The sequence below is a fragment of the Methylomonas sp. MS20 genome, from assembly GCF_050275925.1.
In the GTDB taxonomy this organism is placed as follows: Bacteria; Pseudomonadota; Gammaproteobacteria; order Methylococcales; family Methylomonadaceae; genus Methylomonas; species Methylomonas koyamae_A.
In genome coordinates, this window is the sequence record NZ_CP189962.1 from 5010650 (window position 1) to 5024372 (window position 13723).

The 13723-nt window shown below is 58.1% G+C and carries 15 protein-coding genes and 2 other RNA genes; 8 read left to right on the forward strand and 9 right to left on the reverse strand.

The window, feature by feature from the left end; translation table 11 throughout:
• The first annotated feature begins 66 nt into the window (after nucleotides 1-66).
• Complete coding sequence (locus ACQE3D_RS22340) at nucleotides 67-1425, forward strand: UDP-N-acetylglucosamine-peptide N-acetylglucosaminyltransferase (protein ID WP_064030757.1); 1359 nt, start codon at nucleotides 67-69, stop codon at nucleotides 1423-1425.
• 111 nt (nucleotides 1426-1536) lie between these two features.
• Here ACQE3D_RS22340 and trxC read toward each other — a convergent pair whose 3' ends face one another.
• From trxC to ACQE3D_RS22360, 4 genes are read right to left on the reverse strand one after another with little or no spacing between them, the layout of a single operon-like run.
• Nucleotides 1537-1974, reverse strand: coding sequence for a thioredoxin TrxC (gene trxC / locus ACQE3D_RS22345; protein ID WP_313730405.1), 438 nt, complete (start codon nucleotides 1972-1974; stop codon nucleotides 1537-1539).
• Between the two features lie 21 nt (nucleotides 1975-1995).
• Nucleotides 1996-2940 carry a zinc metalloprotease HtpX gene (locus ACQE3D_RS22350; protein ID WP_313730404.1) on the reverse strand — a complete coding sequence of 315 codons (945 nt, stop codon included), beginning with the start codon at nucleotides 2938-2940 and terminating at the stop codon, nucleotides 1996-1998.
• A 2-nt stretch (nucleotides 2941-2942) separates the two neighbouring features.
• Nucleotides 2943-3248, reverse strand: a complete 306-nt coding sequence (locus tag ACQE3D_RS22355) for a chaperone modulator CbpM (RefSeq protein ID WP_064030760.1) — start codon at nucleotides 3246-3248, stop codon at nucleotides 2943-2945.
• A 3-nt stretch (nucleotides 3249-3251) separates the two neighbouring features.
• On the reverse strand, nucleotides 3252-4196 hold the full coding sequence (locus ACQE3D_RS22360) for a DnaJ C-terminal domain-containing protein (RefSeq protein WP_064030761.1): 945 nt from the start codon (nucleotides 4194-4196) through the stop codon (nucleotides 3252-3254).
• A 465-nt stretch (nucleotides 4197-4661) separates the two neighbouring features.
• Between ACQE3D_RS22360 and ssrA the strand changes: the two genes are divergently transcribed.
• The 7 genes from ssrA (at nucleotide 4662) to ACQE3D_RS22395 (ending at nucleotide 10430) form a co-directional block, all read left to right on the forward strand.
• Nucleotides 4662-5042: a transfer-messenger RNA gene (ssrA, locus tag ACQE3D_RS22365) on the forward strand.
• Nucleotides 5043-5217: 175 nt separating this feature from the next.
• Nucleotides 5218-5370, forward strand: a complete 153-nt coding sequence (locus tag ACQE3D_RS22370) for a Fic family protein (RefSeq protein WP_396642746.1) — start codon at nucleotides 5218-5220, stop codon at nucleotides 5368-5370.
• A 124-nt stretch (nucleotides 5371-5494) separates the two neighbouring features.
• Nucleotides 5495-6532 carry a 23S rRNA (adenine(2503)-C(2))-methyltransferase RlmN gene (rlmN, locus tag ACQE3D_RS22375; RefSeq protein ID WP_168028264.1) on the forward strand — a complete coding sequence of 346 codons (1038 nt, stop codon included), beginning with the start codon at nucleotides 5495-5497 and terminating at the stop codon, nucleotides 6530-6532.
• A 138-nt stretch (nucleotides 6533-6670) separates the two neighbouring features.
• A complete protein-coding gene (locus ACQE3D_RS22380; protein ID WP_313730403.1) occupies nucleotides 6671-8011 on the forward strand; it encodes a peptide MFS transporter in 1341 nt (446 codons plus the stop codon).
• A 124-nt stretch (nucleotides 8012-8135) separates the two neighbouring features.
• Nucleotides 8136-8462, forward strand: coding sequence for a hypothetical protein (locus tag ACQE3D_RS22385; RefSeq protein ID WP_313730402.1), 327 nt, complete (start codon nucleotides 8136-8138; stop codon nucleotides 8460-8462).
• Between the two features lie 136 nt (nucleotides 8463-8598).
• Entirely contained in the window at nucleotides 8599-9120 is a 522-nt protein-coding gene (locus ACQE3D_RS22390; protein ID WP_313730401.1) for a hypothetical protein, read from the forward strand.
• A 20-nt stretch (nucleotides 9121-9140) separates the two neighbouring features.
• A complete protein-coding gene (locus ACQE3D_RS22395; protein WP_313730400.1) occupies nucleotides 9141-10430 on the forward strand; it encodes an MFS transporter in 1290 nt (429 codons plus the stop codon).
• Nucleotides 10431-10474: 44 nt separating this feature from the next.
• Here the strand turns inward: ACQE3D_RS22395 and ACQE3D_RS22400 are convergent, their stop codons facing one another.
• The 5 genes from ACQE3D_RS22400 to ffs all read right to left on the reverse strand — a co-directional run bounded on the left by ACQE3D_RS22400 (nucleotide 10475) and on the right by ffs (nucleotide 13544).
• The gene (locus tag ACQE3D_RS22400; protein ID WP_064030767.1) at nucleotides 10475-10813 is read right to left on the reverse strand and encodes a histidine triad nucleotide-binding protein; all 339 of its coding nucleotides are present in this window, start codon (nucleotides 10811-10813) and stop codon (nucleotides 10475-10477) included.
• 8 nt (nucleotides 10814-10821) lie between these two features.
• The gene (gene recR, locus ACQE3D_RS22405) at nucleotides 10822-11418 is read right to left on the reverse strand and encodes a recombination mediator RecR (protein WP_168028270.1); all 597 of its coding nucleotides are present in this window, start codon (nucleotides 11416-11418) and stop codon (nucleotides 10822-10824) included.
• Between the two features lie 3 nt (nucleotides 11419-11421).
• A complete protein-coding gene (locus ACQE3D_RS22410; RefSeq protein WP_064030769.1) occupies nucleotides 11422-11745 on the reverse strand; it encodes a YbaB/EbfC family nucleoid-associated protein in 324 nt (107 codons plus the stop codon).
• Between the two features lie 13 nt (nucleotides 11746-11758).
• Nucleotides 11759-13414: a DNA polymerase III subunit gamma/tau gene (gene dnaX / locus ACQE3D_RS22415; protein WP_427551291.1), complete on the reverse strand. Its 1656-nt coding sequence runs from the start codon at nucleotides 13412-13414 to the stop codon at nucleotides 11759-11761.
• 33 nt (nucleotides 13415-13447) lie between these two features.
• Nucleotides 13448-13544, reverse strand: an RNA gene (gene ffs, locus ACQE3D_RS22420) — signal recognition particle sRNA small type.
• Between the last annotated feature and the right edge of the window lie 179 nt (nucleotides 13545-13723).

Consider the following 13723-nt stretch of genomic DNA (forward strand, 5'->3'; position numbering starts at 1 on the left):
CCATGCCCCCGGACTAGACGTCGGGCCTTCCCTGGCGGTTTGCGCCAACGATGGAGTGGAACCCCGATGAAACACTACGACCGCAGCCGCAAATTATGCGAATGGGAGCGTCTGGACGAATGGCGGAACAAGGTACGGGCCAGTTTGGCCGCCAATGAAAGCAGCCGGATTTCGCCTTTCCATTTGTTGTCCTTACCCGGCATCAGTGCCGCCGAACAGCGACAATGCGCCGATTTGTGGTTGCTGGCCCGGCTCGCCGCCAGTCAAGCCGAGCGGGACGACTTGGCGTTCCAATTCGTCGGCCCGGCCAGACCGAAAATTCGGCTGGGCTATTTATCCTGCGATTTCCACGATCACGCCACTGCGTATTTGTTGGTGGAAATGCTGGAAGCCCACGACAAGGACCGGTTCGAAATCTACGCCTACTCCTACGGCGCCGACGACGGCGGCGACATGCGCCAACGCCTGCTGCGTTGCTTCGACCGTTTCGTCGATTTGAGCGAGTTATCGATCGCCGATAGCGCCAAAGCCATTCATGCCGACCAAATCGACATTCTGATCGATTTAAAGGGCTATACCCGCGGCACCCGCACCGAAATCCTCACCTACCGGCCGGCCCCGATTCAGGTCAATTACCTGGGTTACCCCAGTACGCTGGGCGGCGATTTTTGCGATTACATCGTCACCGATCCCTACCTGACGCCGCCCGGCAGCGCCGCCGACTACAGCGAGGCCTTCGCCTACCTGCCGGACAGCTACCAGCCGCACGGTCGGCACGCCGAAATCGGCAAGCTATCCAGCCGCGTCGAGCAGGGCCTGCCGGAACACGGCTTTGTGTTTTGCTGCTTCAATCAGGCTTACAAGATCATGCCGGAAATTTTCGACGTCTGGTGCCGGCTGCTCTACAACACGCCGGGCAGCGTACTGTGGTTGTTGAAAAACGCCTCCGCCAAGGGCCGGCTCAGAAACGAAGCCTACCAGCGCGGCATTGTGCCCGACCGACTCATCTTCGCCGACGAGCTACCGCAAATCGAGCATCTGGGACGCTTGGGCCTGGCGGATTTGGTGTTGGATACCGCGCCCTACAACGCCCACACCACCGCCAGCGACGCACTGTGGGTCGGCGTGCCGATGATTACCTGCGCCGGCGACACTTTCCCATCACGGGTAGCCGGCAGTCTGTTGCGGGCGATAGGCTTGGACGAGTTGATCGCGACCGATCTGGATACCTATTACACGCTGGCTCACGATCTAGCCAACTGTCCCGAGCAGTTGGCCGACGTCAACCGCAAGCTGGCCGCCAATCGCCTGAACACCCCGCTATTCGATACGCTAGCCTATACGCTGCATCTGGAGGCGCTGTTTCAAGCCATGTGGCGGCGTCATCAGGACGGCCTGCAACCGATCACGATCGAAAGCCATTGATGCGCTGGACTTAGACCGGCAAGCAATGCCGGTGTGTTCCTCGAGCCGGATGTTCGACTACCCGCGTAGGCTGAGCGTAGCCGAAGCCAGCCCGACCAGCGGCGCCAACCGTCAAACCAAATGACTTCTCGTCCAGCGCAGGATGTCCTGTAGCGACATCGCGCCGGCTTCGCGCGCAATTTCTCGACCATTCTTGAACAAAATCAGCGTCGGAATGCTACGAATGCCGAAATCCTCGCTTAGATAGCGGTGACGGTCGGTGTCCACCTTACCCAAGAGCACCGCCGGCTCCAGCATTTGGGCGGCTTGGGCGAAAGCCGGCGCCATCATCTTGCACGGCCCGCACCAGGCGGCCCAAAAGTCCACCAGCAACGGAATTTGGCTTTGGCCCAGATACTTGGGGAAATTGGCTTCGGTCAACTCCAACGGATGGCCGGTAAACAAGGCTTGATGGCATTGGCCGCACTTGGGCTGTTGGTTCAGACGTTCCGTTGGAACGCGGTTGACGGCCGAACAGTGCGGGCAAACCAGATGTAAAGCGTCGCTCATGATGTCCTCGAAAAATGAAGCTTAATGCCAAAGGCCGCCGATCCGCCAACGTGGCAGGCGCGCGACCGGTTGCAGCGGATAGGCGAATATCGGGGCGTGAATTTGCCACGGCGCGGCTGGCGCCAGGGCTTGCAACCGGCGAATCCGTTCATCGGTCGGCGGATGGGTGCGCAGCCAGGACGGCTCCGGGTTGCCCCAGCCCGGAAACAGCACCGACAACCAGCCCCGGCTGGCTTGCTCGATATGGGCCAAGGCTTGCGCCAAACCCAGCGGATCGCCGGTCAGCGTCGCCGCCCGCAGGTCGGCATCGTATTCGCGGGTTCTGGACAACCCCAACTGTATCAACACAGCCAGATGCGGCGAAAACAACAACAATATCACTCCCGGCCAATTGACCGTAAACGCCACGTCGCCGAAAAACAGGGCCGGCAGGCTCAGCAACAAGAATAATTGGCCGGCGCTGGCGAACAGCGCGGTAATCCGGCTGACCGCATCGGCCAAGCCCATCACCCGCAGGTCGTTATTGGCGATATGCGCCATCTCGTGGGCCAACACCCCGGCCAACTCGCGGGTAGACAATCGTTGCAGCAAACCGTCGCTGAGCGCGATCGCCGCCTGCTGCCGATTGCCAACCGCGAAGGCGTTGATGATCGGACTGGGCACGTAGTAGGGTTGCGGCACGGTCGGCAATTCGGCGCGTTCAGCCAGCGTTTCCAAAAGTTGCCACAACACCGGCGCCTGGCGCGGCGAGATCGGCCGGGCCCGGTAAAAACTCAAGGTCAGGCGCCAAGCGGCAGCCGGCGTGATGACCAAGCCCAACCCGGCGGCGATCAACGCCATCCAGATGCCGTCTTCACCGAGCAGCAATTGGCCAGCGAACGCGCAAATGCCCAGCAATGCCGCGATCAACAGAACGGTTTGCAGCCGATTGGCCCAGCGGTGATTGTGGACGATGGTGTTTTGCATGCTCACTCCAAACCGGCTCGACGCAAACGGCGGCGTAGTCCGTCGATTTCTTCCTGCATGTCGGCCACGAGCGCCGCCAGTTCCGGAACCGCCTCGAAATCGCGCTCCAGCGCGGCGATGCGCCGAACCCGTAGCAGCATCGCGCTGGAAAACCGCCATTCGCCGCCATGCCGCTGCGGCGCGAGTTGGCCTTCGGCAATATGCCGGCTGACCCATTCCAGATCGACTTCGCCAAGCGAAGTTAGTTGTTGCAAGGTCAGGCCGTGTTCTTCGAGAACCGCATCGAGTGGGGACAGGGCTTGAGACATAGCTTAACTCCTGTGGCTTGCGCGCGGGTCGAAGGCCAGTTCGCGCGCCATGGTTTCGTAAAGTTGCTTGGCCTTGTCAGAGTTGGCGGGCGGCAGCACGATTTGAATATCCAGCAACAAATCGCCGGGTGTGGCGCAGGGAATACCCTTGCCTCGCAGGCGCAATTGTTGGCCGCTTTGCAGGCCTTGCGGAATCCTAACCTTCAATTCGCTATCGAATAGATTAATCGTTACGACGCCACCCAGCGCGGCTTCCCAGGGCGCGACCGGCAAACTCATGTGCAGATTGCTGCCGTCCACCCGGAAGCGCGGATGCGGATTGAAATGGACTTCCAGCAACAAATCGCCAGCCTTGCCGCCACCCAGGCCCGGTGCGCCCTGGCCGGCAAGGCGAATGATTTGGCCTTCGTAAACGCCTTTCGGGATTTTGACGTTCAACGTGCGATTGTTCAAAACCACCCGGCCGTCGGCATCCATCGTCGGCACCCGCAGGCTGATTTGCCGGGAGGCGCCGCGAAAGGCGTCTTCGACATCCAGCAACACCTTGGCGTGATGGTCGTCGCCCTGCGCCCGAAAACCACCGGCTTGCGCCTCGAACGGCCCACCGCGCCGGCCGGCGCCCATCCGGCCGAACAATTGGCTGAAAAAGTCACCGAAATCGCCGGCATCGCCGCTGGAAAATTCGAAGCCGGCATCCCAATTCGGCGGCGGATGAAATTCCTGGCCGGACCGGTAACCGCGGCCCAGTTGATCGTAGGCTGCGCGCTTTTCGGTGTCGGACAACACCGCATAAGCCTCGTTGACGTCCTTCATCCGGGCTTCGGCGTCCGGCTCCTTGGAAATGTCCGGGTGGTATTTGCGCGCCAGCTTGCGATAGGCCTTCTTGATTTCCGGCAAGGCCGCTTCGCGTTCCACGCCTAGAATCTGGTAGTAATCTTTGTATTGCACGCTGCTCTCCGTCGGCGCACAAGGCCGGCAAGGATGGATAGCTGTTCTTAATCCGAATTACTTCTACTTTGTCGGATTTGTTCAGACCGTCATGTCCGCCGGGAAGCGGGCATCCAGTGCCATGGATGGTATGGCTTAAATCCGTCCATAGCGTCTGGATTCGCTCCGCGCTCTAACGGGTCCGGCCATCCGTGCCGGAATGACGATGCTTATTTGTAATCTGACAAAGTAGAATTACGCAAGACATGAAATGGGCGCGTCAATCCAAAATTGTAAGCCCCAATGAGCTGCCTGCCTTACCGGGCGGCACGCTAGCCGATTTATAGCGAATCGTACCGGTGAGAACAACTACAATTTCGCCGAGCGAAATTCGCGATTGCCACGACCGGCGGGGACTTGAATTTGCCGGACCCGCATCCATATTGTTAGCAACTGTCCCGCCGCTTTGATAGAATGACCGCTCTTGGGGGTGACATGGCTTCGACGTGGGTAGCAAAACCTCAGGTGCATGCCGAGCACAGTACCGCTCGTAAAACCTACTGAAAAAAAGTATTCGCAAACGACGAAAACTACTCAGTGGCTATCGCAGCTTAAAACCTGCACCACTTCTCTGACCAGATGTACTTATGCGTCTGGAGTTCCTCTCGGGGAGCGCTCAGGGATCATATTACATAAGATCGCGCCAGGGCTTAGTTCGGAGCCTAAAGCGCTAAATCCAATCGAAATCGCTGTTGATCCTCTTGGCCCGACGGGTAGTCAACAGTTAAATTAAAAGCGCGGGATAAGCATGTAGAGCTTGTGGCGGAGTGCTTGCGGACGCGGGTTCAATTCCCGCCACCTCCACCAAACACCAAACCCCAGTCGGGTGACCGGCTGGGGTTTTTTATCGCCTGTCGCCAGCCGAATCAAATACTGTAGACTCCAACCTCACCGGCGGGATTTGCAAATGATATATTGCCTCGGTTTGTTGAACGGTTAACTGAACCGCGGCCGGCAAAGAATCTGCTTGAGAGTTCCGCATATGAAAACATCTTTCCGTGAGCGTTACTTGAAACCAACGCTTGCTCTGGGACGGATCGAAATGACCGTTCCCGACAAACCTAACAGCCGCTCGCAACCATATCGTTTGACCGACTCTAGCTGGACATTTGCCGCCACGAAACTCGGTCAATAAATCTCGGCACGGCAACGATTGATCGACAAGGTAAACGCCGTTGGTGGTTTGGCCGGGGATAATCGGCTTTGAATATTTATAACGCACCGATATTGGCCGGTATTTATAGCGCGTGGAGAACTCGTTGAAACCCTCTTTTTACGATCTAACGTATACCGACTTAGAGACGATAGTCGAACGGCAGGGCTTTAATAACTCGGTGACGCCGACGCTATTTAATTGGTATTACAAGAAAAAGCAGAACTCGCCTTGTCATAATCTAATATCCAAGCCGGCCTTGGCGTTTTTTGAACGGTATTACGACTTTTCCTTGCCTGAAATCGATACGGTTTACGAATCCGAAAAAGACCGGACCGTGAAGTTTCTGTTTAAGTTGAACGATGACCAAAAAGTCGAGACGGTGCTGATTCCGTTCAATAACAAATATTCGATTTGTCTGTCGTCGCAAGTCGGCTGCGCGATGAATTGCGCTTTTTGCTTTACCGGAGAACAAGGCCTTAAACGCAATTTGACCACCGGCGAAATGATCGGACAATTCTTGAAAGCCTGGCAGTGGCTAGCCGAAAACCGGCCTGGAGAAGAACGCATATTAAATATCGTGTTTATGGGCCAGGGCGAGCCCTTGCATAATTTCGATGCGGTTAAACAAGCTTGCGAAATATTTTTATCGCAATTCGGATTTTCAGTCGGCGTTCAGAAAATCACGATTTCGACGGCGGGTTATCTTCCGGGACTCAAACGTTGGAACCGGGAAATGCCTGGCGTCAATCTGGCTCTGTCGCTGCATTCGCCGTTCTCGGAAAAACGCGACGAGTTGATTCCGATCAATAGAAAATATCCGCTGGACGAAGTGTTGGCTTATATCGACCGCATAGCATTAAACAAAAAGCAATTCGTGACTTACGAATATATTTTGATCAAGGATTTCAACGATGCTCTGCTCGATGCGGAGAAACTGGGCACCTTGCTGGCGGGAAAAAGCGCTTATATCAGTTTGATTCCGTTCAACCCCTTCCCCGGATCGCGTTACCGACGACCGGATATGCAAACCGTGGAAAGGTTTAAGGCGGTATTGGATACCTTCAGGATTCCAACCTTGATTCGCGGGGTTAAAGGCGACGACGTGCTAGCGGCGTGCGGGCAACTCAATTCCAATGGGTGATCGGATTCAGCGCCGGCACGGCGGAGGCCGTTTTATCCTGGCCGATTGCGCGAGGTAAAGACCGTCATCGGCGCGACCGTATGGGCGCTAAAATTCGCCGCGACGTCACTTTATAACGACCGATTTTTTCGAGCGACGATGCCTAAGCAGCTTTTCGGCCACCCGCCGGGTTTGTATGTCTTGTTTCTGACCGAGATGTGGGAGCGGTTTTCCTATTACGGCATGCGGACCTTGCTGGTGTTGTACATGATCCAGTATTTGATTCCGGCGGTGAACGACGGTGCCGATATATTCGGCTTCGCGAGCTTGCGGGCCGGGCTGGAATGGCTTTACGGCGGCTTGGACATACAGCCGCTGGCTTCGCAAATCTACGGCTTGTACACCGGCCTGGTCTATTTGACTCCACTGTTGGGCGGCTACTTGGCCGACCGTTGGTTGGGGCCGCGCAACACGGTTGCACTCGGCGCGGTGTTGATGACCGCCGGGCATTTTCTGATGGCACGGGAAGCCTGGTTCTTGCCGGCGCTGGCCTTGCTGATCGCGGGTAACGGTTGCTTCAAACCCAATATTTCGACCCAGGTCGGCAGCTTGTATCCTCCCGGCGACCCGCGCCGCGACGGCGCGTTCACGATTTTTTACCTGGGCATCAATATCGGCGGTTTTTTCGCGCCGTTGGTCTGCGGCACGCTGGGCCAGCGCTACGGTTGGCATTACGGTTTCGCGGCGGCCGGTGTCGGCATGACGATAGGCTTGTCGATTTATTTGGCCGGCCAACGCTTTCTGGGCGGCGATGCCGCCTGGCGCGGGACTCGGACGCCGATACCGGAAACGCCGATCAGCGGCGAGGAATGGCGGGCGATTTTAAGCTTGGCGGTGTTGGCGACGATCAACGTGGTGTTTTGGGCGGTCTACGAGCAGCAAGGCAATACCTTGCAATTGTTTGCCGAGCAGCGGGCCGATTGGCGGGTGTTGGGTTGGGATATGCCGTCCACCTGGTTTCAATCCTTGAATCCGGCCTTCATCTTTTTGTTGACGCCGCTGATGGGCGGCATGCTCGGCAAGCCCTCCAAGCCGCGTTCCAGCGTCGTGAAAATGGCTTGGGGTTGCGCTTGGCTGGCGGCCTCGTTTCTGGTGTTGATCGTCGCGGTGTCGCTACACGGCCCGGACCAAAAAATCAGCGGCCTGTGGCTGGCCTTGTGTACCCTGATTTACACGGTCGGCGAGCTATATCTGTCGCCGGTCGGCTTGTCGCTGGTCAGCAAGGTCGCGCCGGCCAAGGCGGTCGGCTCGGTGATGGGACTGTGGTTTTTGTCGGTGTTCTTAGGCAATTATTTGGCCGGCTATATCGGTAGCTTTTACTCGACGATGTCCCATGCCGGCTTCTTTCTGTTGTTGGCTGGGCTGGCCTGCGGCGCCGGTTTGGCGATATTTGGATTAAGAACGTTTTTGGAAAGCCGACTGGCCGGCAAGGACTGTTGATCCGGCCGGCATGGCATTGTGGCGGAATTGGCTTTATAGTCTGAACCGAAGACCCGCTGCCCGCGCGAAAAACCGCTGGACGCGCATCTATATATCAAACGTTTGGCGATGACAGGAGATTCCCGTGGCGACCACAAAACCCCAAACTTGGCATAGGATCGCCCTGACCCGACACGAATACGAGTCCGGGGAGATAGGTGTTTTGTTCGGCTCGTTTCGGGCCGCGTATATCGCCAAGAACGGGCCGGCCGGCATGGCGATGTTCGGGCATTGGACGGAAGACGGCGAGCGCTATTTCGTCTATCTCTCGCCGGCGGCGGGCCGCTATATCGTCCCGTTACTGATGGCCTATTCGGCCCATCCGACCGACGCGCCCGACCCCGCCGGCCTGACCCTGCTCTACGGCGACGAAACCAGCCGGTCGGCGTTCATGGCGGGCTTCGAAGCTTAAAGGCCTTGACTGCCGATGCCGGCGGATCGGCCGACTGACTCGTCGGAGCAAACCGGCTCCGACATTTTCGAGGCATTCAATTCGAGGCGATGCGCTGACCATAGCCGCGATTTTCACTTTTCCATACTCACTCAACATGCGCGAATTTACCGATAAAGAACTTTACTTGGGCTTGGAATATGCCAAAAGCCTGGATCAAAACGCCGGGCATACCATCCTGACCCGGTTTCAGAACGAGCAACCGGTATTGGCGCAAACGCTGTTTGGGGTGTTTCCTTCGCTAATTGCCGAGCAGGATCAAAACGTCGCCCATCTGTTCATGGATCTGGTGTTCGACGTTATTTGCGTGTTCGAAAAAACCTCCGGCACCCTGCCCAGCCAACAAACCCTGGGCATGGCCTGGCTACAGGAAAAAGCCGCGTTGGTGGACGCCGAAATGACCGCGATGATGTCCGGCAAACCGCATTCGGAAAGCGTATTCGAAACCGACGAGCAACAGGGCCTGGTGCAATTTCTCCACGACTGCATCGATGAATATCTGGCCGAACATCCGGCACCCGGCGACGCGGTGCGGATGATCAAGACCTTGATATTCGTCACCGTGCAATTGTTTTGCAGCCTGCACGACGCCGCCGGCGCCTCCAAGACGCTGCATTGAGCGGCGGGACGGCAACCGACATGACCAATCGATCAGCGCTCTCGCACCGCGCCCGCCTGCGGAATATCTTCAGCGGCTCGATCGGCAATCTGGTGGAATATTTCGACTGGGCCATTTACGCCGCTTTCGCCCTGTACTTTGCGCCGGCTTTCTTTTCGGAAACCGACCAAACCGCCCAATTGCTAAACAACGCCGCGATCTTCGCGGTCGGCTTTGTGTTTCGGCCGCTGGGCGGCTGGTGGCTGGGCGGTTTGGCGGATCGCAAGGGCCGCAAGAGCGCACTGCTCTTGTCGGTCGGCCTGATGTGCCTGGGCTCGTTAATCATCGCCTGCACGCCGGGCTATGCGGTGATCGGCGCCTGGGCGCCGGCCTTGCTATTGCTCGCCCGGATGTTGCAGGGTTTCAGTATCGGCGGCGAATACGGCAGCTCCGCCACCTACCTCAGCGAAATGGCCAGCGCCGACCGGCGCGGCTACTACTCCAGCTTTCAATACGTCACTATCGTCTTGGGCCAAATCCTGGCGCTGGGATTGCTGATGCTGTTGCAGCGCTGTTTCTTGAGCGACGCGCAACTGCACAATTGGGGATGGCGGATCGGCTTCGTGGTCGGAGGCTTGCTCGCTGTTGTCGCGGTCCGGTTGCGCGGCAATATGGCGGAAACCAGCGCTTTCGTCGAGCAACACACCGAATCGGCCAAGCAAGCCAATCCGCGCGAGTTGCTCAACTATCCCAAGCAAATCTTCACCGTCGTGGCCTTGACCGCCGGCGGCACCTTGTCGTATTACACGTTTACCGTCTACATGCAGAAGTTTTTGGTGAACACCACCGGCTTTGCAAAGGACGACGCCACGCTGATCTGCGCCATCGCGCTGTCGGTATTCATGCTGGTACAGCCGCTGTTCGGCCTGCTGTCCGACTTCGTCGGCCGCCGCTGCATGTTGATCGGCTTCGGCGTCCTTGCAACGCTGTTCACGGCACCGATCCTGAACCTTTTGTCGCAGCCGCAAAGCCTGACTTCGGCGTTGTTCTGGTACATCTGCGCGCTGCTGATCGTTTCCGGCTACTCGTCGGTCAACGCCATCGTCAAAGCCGAACTGTTCCCGGTACACATTCGGGCGCTGGGCGTGGGATTTCCGTATGCCGTGACGGTGGCCTTATTCGGCGGCAGCGCCGAATACCTGGCGCTATCGATGAAAAGCCACGGCCATCCGGAATGGTTTGGCTACTACGTCAGCGCCTGCGCCGCCTTTTCGCTGATCGTCGCGATCGCGATGAAAGAACCGATGCGGGTCTCAAGCTTGAATCGGTAAATCGCGCCGGCCGCCGACCAGGTAGGGCTTGCGAAAGCGGCGTTCTAACCCGGCGGCCAATGCATTGCTCGGCCGGCCAGCAGGTGCAGGTGCAGGTGGAAAACGGTTTGGCCCCCGTCGGCGTTGCAGTTCAACACGGTGCGATAACCGCTGTCGGCATAGCCCAGGTCCTTGGCGATTTTCGCGGCGGTTTGCAGCAGGTGTCCGCCCAACTCGGCATCGTCCAGATCGTTTAAGTTAGCAATGTGACGTTTCGGAATCACCAACACATGCAGCGGCGCTTGCGGGTGCAAATCGCGGAACGCCAACACCTTATCGTCTTCGTAAACCACGTCCGGCTTGATCTCGCCGGCGACCATCTTGCAGAACAAACAATCGCTCATCTTGCCTCCTAAAGTTCTCTACGCCCGTTAAAAGCCGCCGACAGCGTGCCGCTGTCGATGAATTCCAGCTCGCCGCCCATCGGTACGCCGTGGGCGATGCGGGTGGCTTGTATCCCATGTTTGGCGGCAACTTCGCCGATAAAATGCGCGGTGGCCTGGCCTTCCACCGTGGAATTGGTTGCCAGGATGATTTCCTTTAGCGTGCCGGAGGCCATGCGCTGCTCGAGCAAGTCGAAACCGAGCTGGTCGGGCCCGATGCCGTCCAGCGGCGACAAGCGGCCGTGCAACACAAAGTATTTGCCCTTGAACGTGGTGGCCTGATCGACGACCCAAACGTCGGCGGCGCTTTCGACGATACACAGCGTATCGTTCTCCCGGAGCGGATTGGCGCAGACTTCGCAAATCTCGGCTTCGGTCAGGGTGCGGCAGTCGCGGCAATAGCCGATTTCGGCAACGGCCTTTTCCAGCAACTGACCGAGCTGGCGGGCGCCTTCGCGGTTGCGCAGCAGCAAATGAAACGCCATCCGCTGCGCCGACTTGGGTCCGACGCCGGGCAAACAGCACAGGCTCTGGATCAGTTCCTTCAGCAGCCCCTGATTAGCCATGATTTAGAACGGCATCTGAAAACCGGGCGGAATCGGGATGCCGGCGGTGACATCGGCCATTTTTTCTTTCTTCATTTTGCCAACCTTGTGGACGGCGTCGTTGATTGCCGCCGCCACCAAATCTTCCAGCATATCCTTGTCGTCGCCGACCAGCGACGGATCGATACTGACCTTACGCACTTCGCGCTTGCCGGTCATCAGTATCGTCACCAAGCCGCCGCCGGATTCGCCCAGCACCTCCATGTTTTCGAGTTCTTCCTGGGCCTTTTTCAAGTTTTCCTGCATTTTCTGGGCTTGTTGCATGATGCCCGCGAGTGCGTTTTTCATAGTGTCTCCGAAATCAATTAATAGGCTCTATGCTGCCAGGCAACACCCTGGCGCCGAAGGTATCTTTTAAGGCCTGCACGGTAGGATCGGTCTGGATGCTCTCCACCGCCGCCTGTTGGCGATCTTCCTTGGCTTTTTGCATCTGCAGCGCCGGCGTCATCAGATCGCCGGCCCGAGCGGCGATCACCAGCTTGATCGGCCGACCGAAATACTGTTGCAGCGCGGCGCGCAGCGTGTCCTCGGCCCGAGTGCCGACTTGATGAAAACTCGGGTCCAGCAACAACCGGCAAGTGTGATCGTCGATGCCGTCCAGCACGCAGTTGTTGGCCAACTCCCTGGCTCGGCCGCCGATGTTCAATGCGGCGATAATCTCCGGCCATTGTTCCGGTCGGAGCGAGTCCGGCGAAACCGAGCGCATCTGGGGCTTCGACTCGACGGCGGCCGGTGATTCCGCCGCAACCGGCGCCGCGGCGGGTGTTACGACAGCCGCCACCGGATCAGAAGCCGGCCCAGATTCCTTGGCGGACGTTGACGGCCGGACCGTAGTTATCACCGGACCGGGCGGCGTCTCTTGCCGCTGGTCCACCGTTTTCGGCCGGAAAGCCAGCATTCTCAGCATCGTCATTTCGAAGCCGGTACGCGGATCGGGCGCCAGCGGCAGATCGCGCTGGCCGAGCAAGCCGATCTGATAATACAGTTGTACGTCCTCGGCGGTCAGCGTCCGCGCCAACAGACCGATCAATGCTTGATCGAACTCGGCGTCGACGAAATCGGGAATTTGCTGCAGCAGCGCGACGCGGTGCAGGACCCTGAGCATTTGCTGCAAGATGTCGGCGAAATCCGGCGACAGTTCGGCGATATCGCCGATCTTGACCAGCAAGCCTTTGGCGTCGCCGGCCGCCAGAGCCTGCAACAAATCGTCGACCGGCTGTTGCGCCACCGTACCCAGCATGCCGGTTACCGCCGCATGTACCACGCTGCCGCCGCCATAAACGATGGCCTGGTCCAACAGGCTCAAGCCGTCGCGCAAACTGCCGTCGGCCGCGCGAGCCAAGATTTTCAAAGCCGGGATTTCGAAGCCGATCTGTTCCTGCTCTAAAATGAACTGCATCTGCGCGGCGATTTGATCCGGCAGCAGACGCTTCAGATTGAACTGCAAGCAGCGAGACAATACCGTCACCGGAATTTTGTGGGGATCGGTGGTAGCCAGCAAAAACTTGACGTGAGGCGGCGGCTCTTCCAGCGTCTTCAATAGTGCATTGAAGCTGTGGCCGGACAGCATATGGACTTCGTCGATCAAATAGACCTTGTAGCGCCCCTGATTCGGCGCGTATTGGACGTTGTCGAGTAAGTCGCGAGTGTCTTCGACCTTGGTGCGCGATGCCGCATCCACTTCGATCATGTCCATGAAGCGGCCCTGCTCGAACGCCAGACAAACCGGGCATTCGCCGCAGGGATTGAAATCCTGGAGGTTTTCGCAGTTTATGGCCTTGGCGAGAATTCGAGCCACCGTGGTTTTACCGACGCCGCGGGTACCGGTGAACAAATAAGCGTGATGCAGGCGGTCGTGGCGCAGAGCGTGTATCAGGGAATGGCTGACATGCTCCTGGCCGACAAGCTGGGAGAAGTTGCTGGGACGCCATTTTCTGGCGAGGACCTGATAAGCCATTGGCAGCGCGGGTAGGCTAGGTTTGGGCGGCTACCGTGCCAGCCGCATCCCGGCACACGAATCCGCTGCTACCGTTGCTTCCTTCCGGACCTGGCGGGGTTTACAGCGTATCGTTGCGAGAGGACCGACACAGTAACCATAAAACATCAGCCGTGGGCTGAAGAGCTGCGCATTATCCTTAAAACCTCCGGCCAACGCAACACCCCGAACGATATTTTCCGGCAAGCCGAACCCGGCGACCGTCATTTGCAATTCGGGGACGGACGCGGTAGTGTTGGCCACCTAAACTTCGCGTTACCGCGTTCCGAC

Excerpts from the sequence above, each read along its gene's own strand:
- ACQE3D_RS22355 (WP_064030760.1), bottom strand. The coding sequence starts at position 3,248 with ATGTCTCAAGCCCTGTCCCCACTCGATGCGGTTCTCGAAGAACACGGC.
- ACQE3D_RS22340 (WP_064030757.1), top strand. The coding sequence starts at position 67 with ATGAAACACTACGACCGCAGCCGCAAATTATGCGAATGGGAGCGTCTG.
- ACQE3D_RS22370 (WP_396642746.1), top strand. The coding sequence starts at position 5,218 with ATGAAAACATCTTTCCGTGAGCGTTACTTGAAACCAACGCTTGCTCTG.
- ACQE3D_RS22380 (WP_313730403.1), top strand. The coding sequence starts at position 6,671 with ATGCCTAAGCAGCTTTTCGGCCACCCGCCGGGTTTGTATGTCTTGTTT.
- recR (WP_168028270.1), bottom strand. The coding sequence starts at position 11,418 with ATGGCTAATCAGGGGCTGCTGAAGGAACTGATCCAGAGCCTGTGCTGT.
- ACQE3D_RS22390 (WP_313730401.1), top strand. The coding sequence starts at position 8,599 with ATGCGCGAATTTACCGATAAAGAACTTTACTTGGGCTTGGAATATGCC.
- trxC (WP_313730405.1), bottom strand. The coding sequence starts at position 1,974 with ATGAGCGACGCTTTACATCTGGTTTGCCCGCACTGTTCGGCCGTCAAC.
- dnaX (WP_427551291.1), bottom strand. The coding sequence starts at position 13,414 with ATGGCTTATCAGGTCCTCGCCAGAAAATGGCGTCCCAGCAACTTCTCC.
- ACQE3D_RS22350 (WP_313730404.1), bottom strand. The coding sequence starts at position 2,940 with ATGCAAAACACCATCGTCCACAATCACCGCTGGGCCAATCGGCTGCAA.
- ACQE3D_RS22400 (WP_064030767.1), bottom strand. The coding sequence starts at position 10,813 with ATGAGCGATTGTTTGTTCTGCAAGATGGTCGCCGGCGAGATCAAGCCG.
- ACQE3D_RS22410 (WP_064030769.1), bottom strand. The coding sequence starts at position 11,745 with ATGAAAAACGCACTCGCGGGCATCATGCAACAAGCCCAGAAAATGCAG.
- ACQE3D_RS22395 (WP_313730400.1), top strand. The coding sequence starts at position 9,141 with ATGACCAATCGATCAGCGCTCTCGCACCGCGCCCGCCTGCGGAATATC.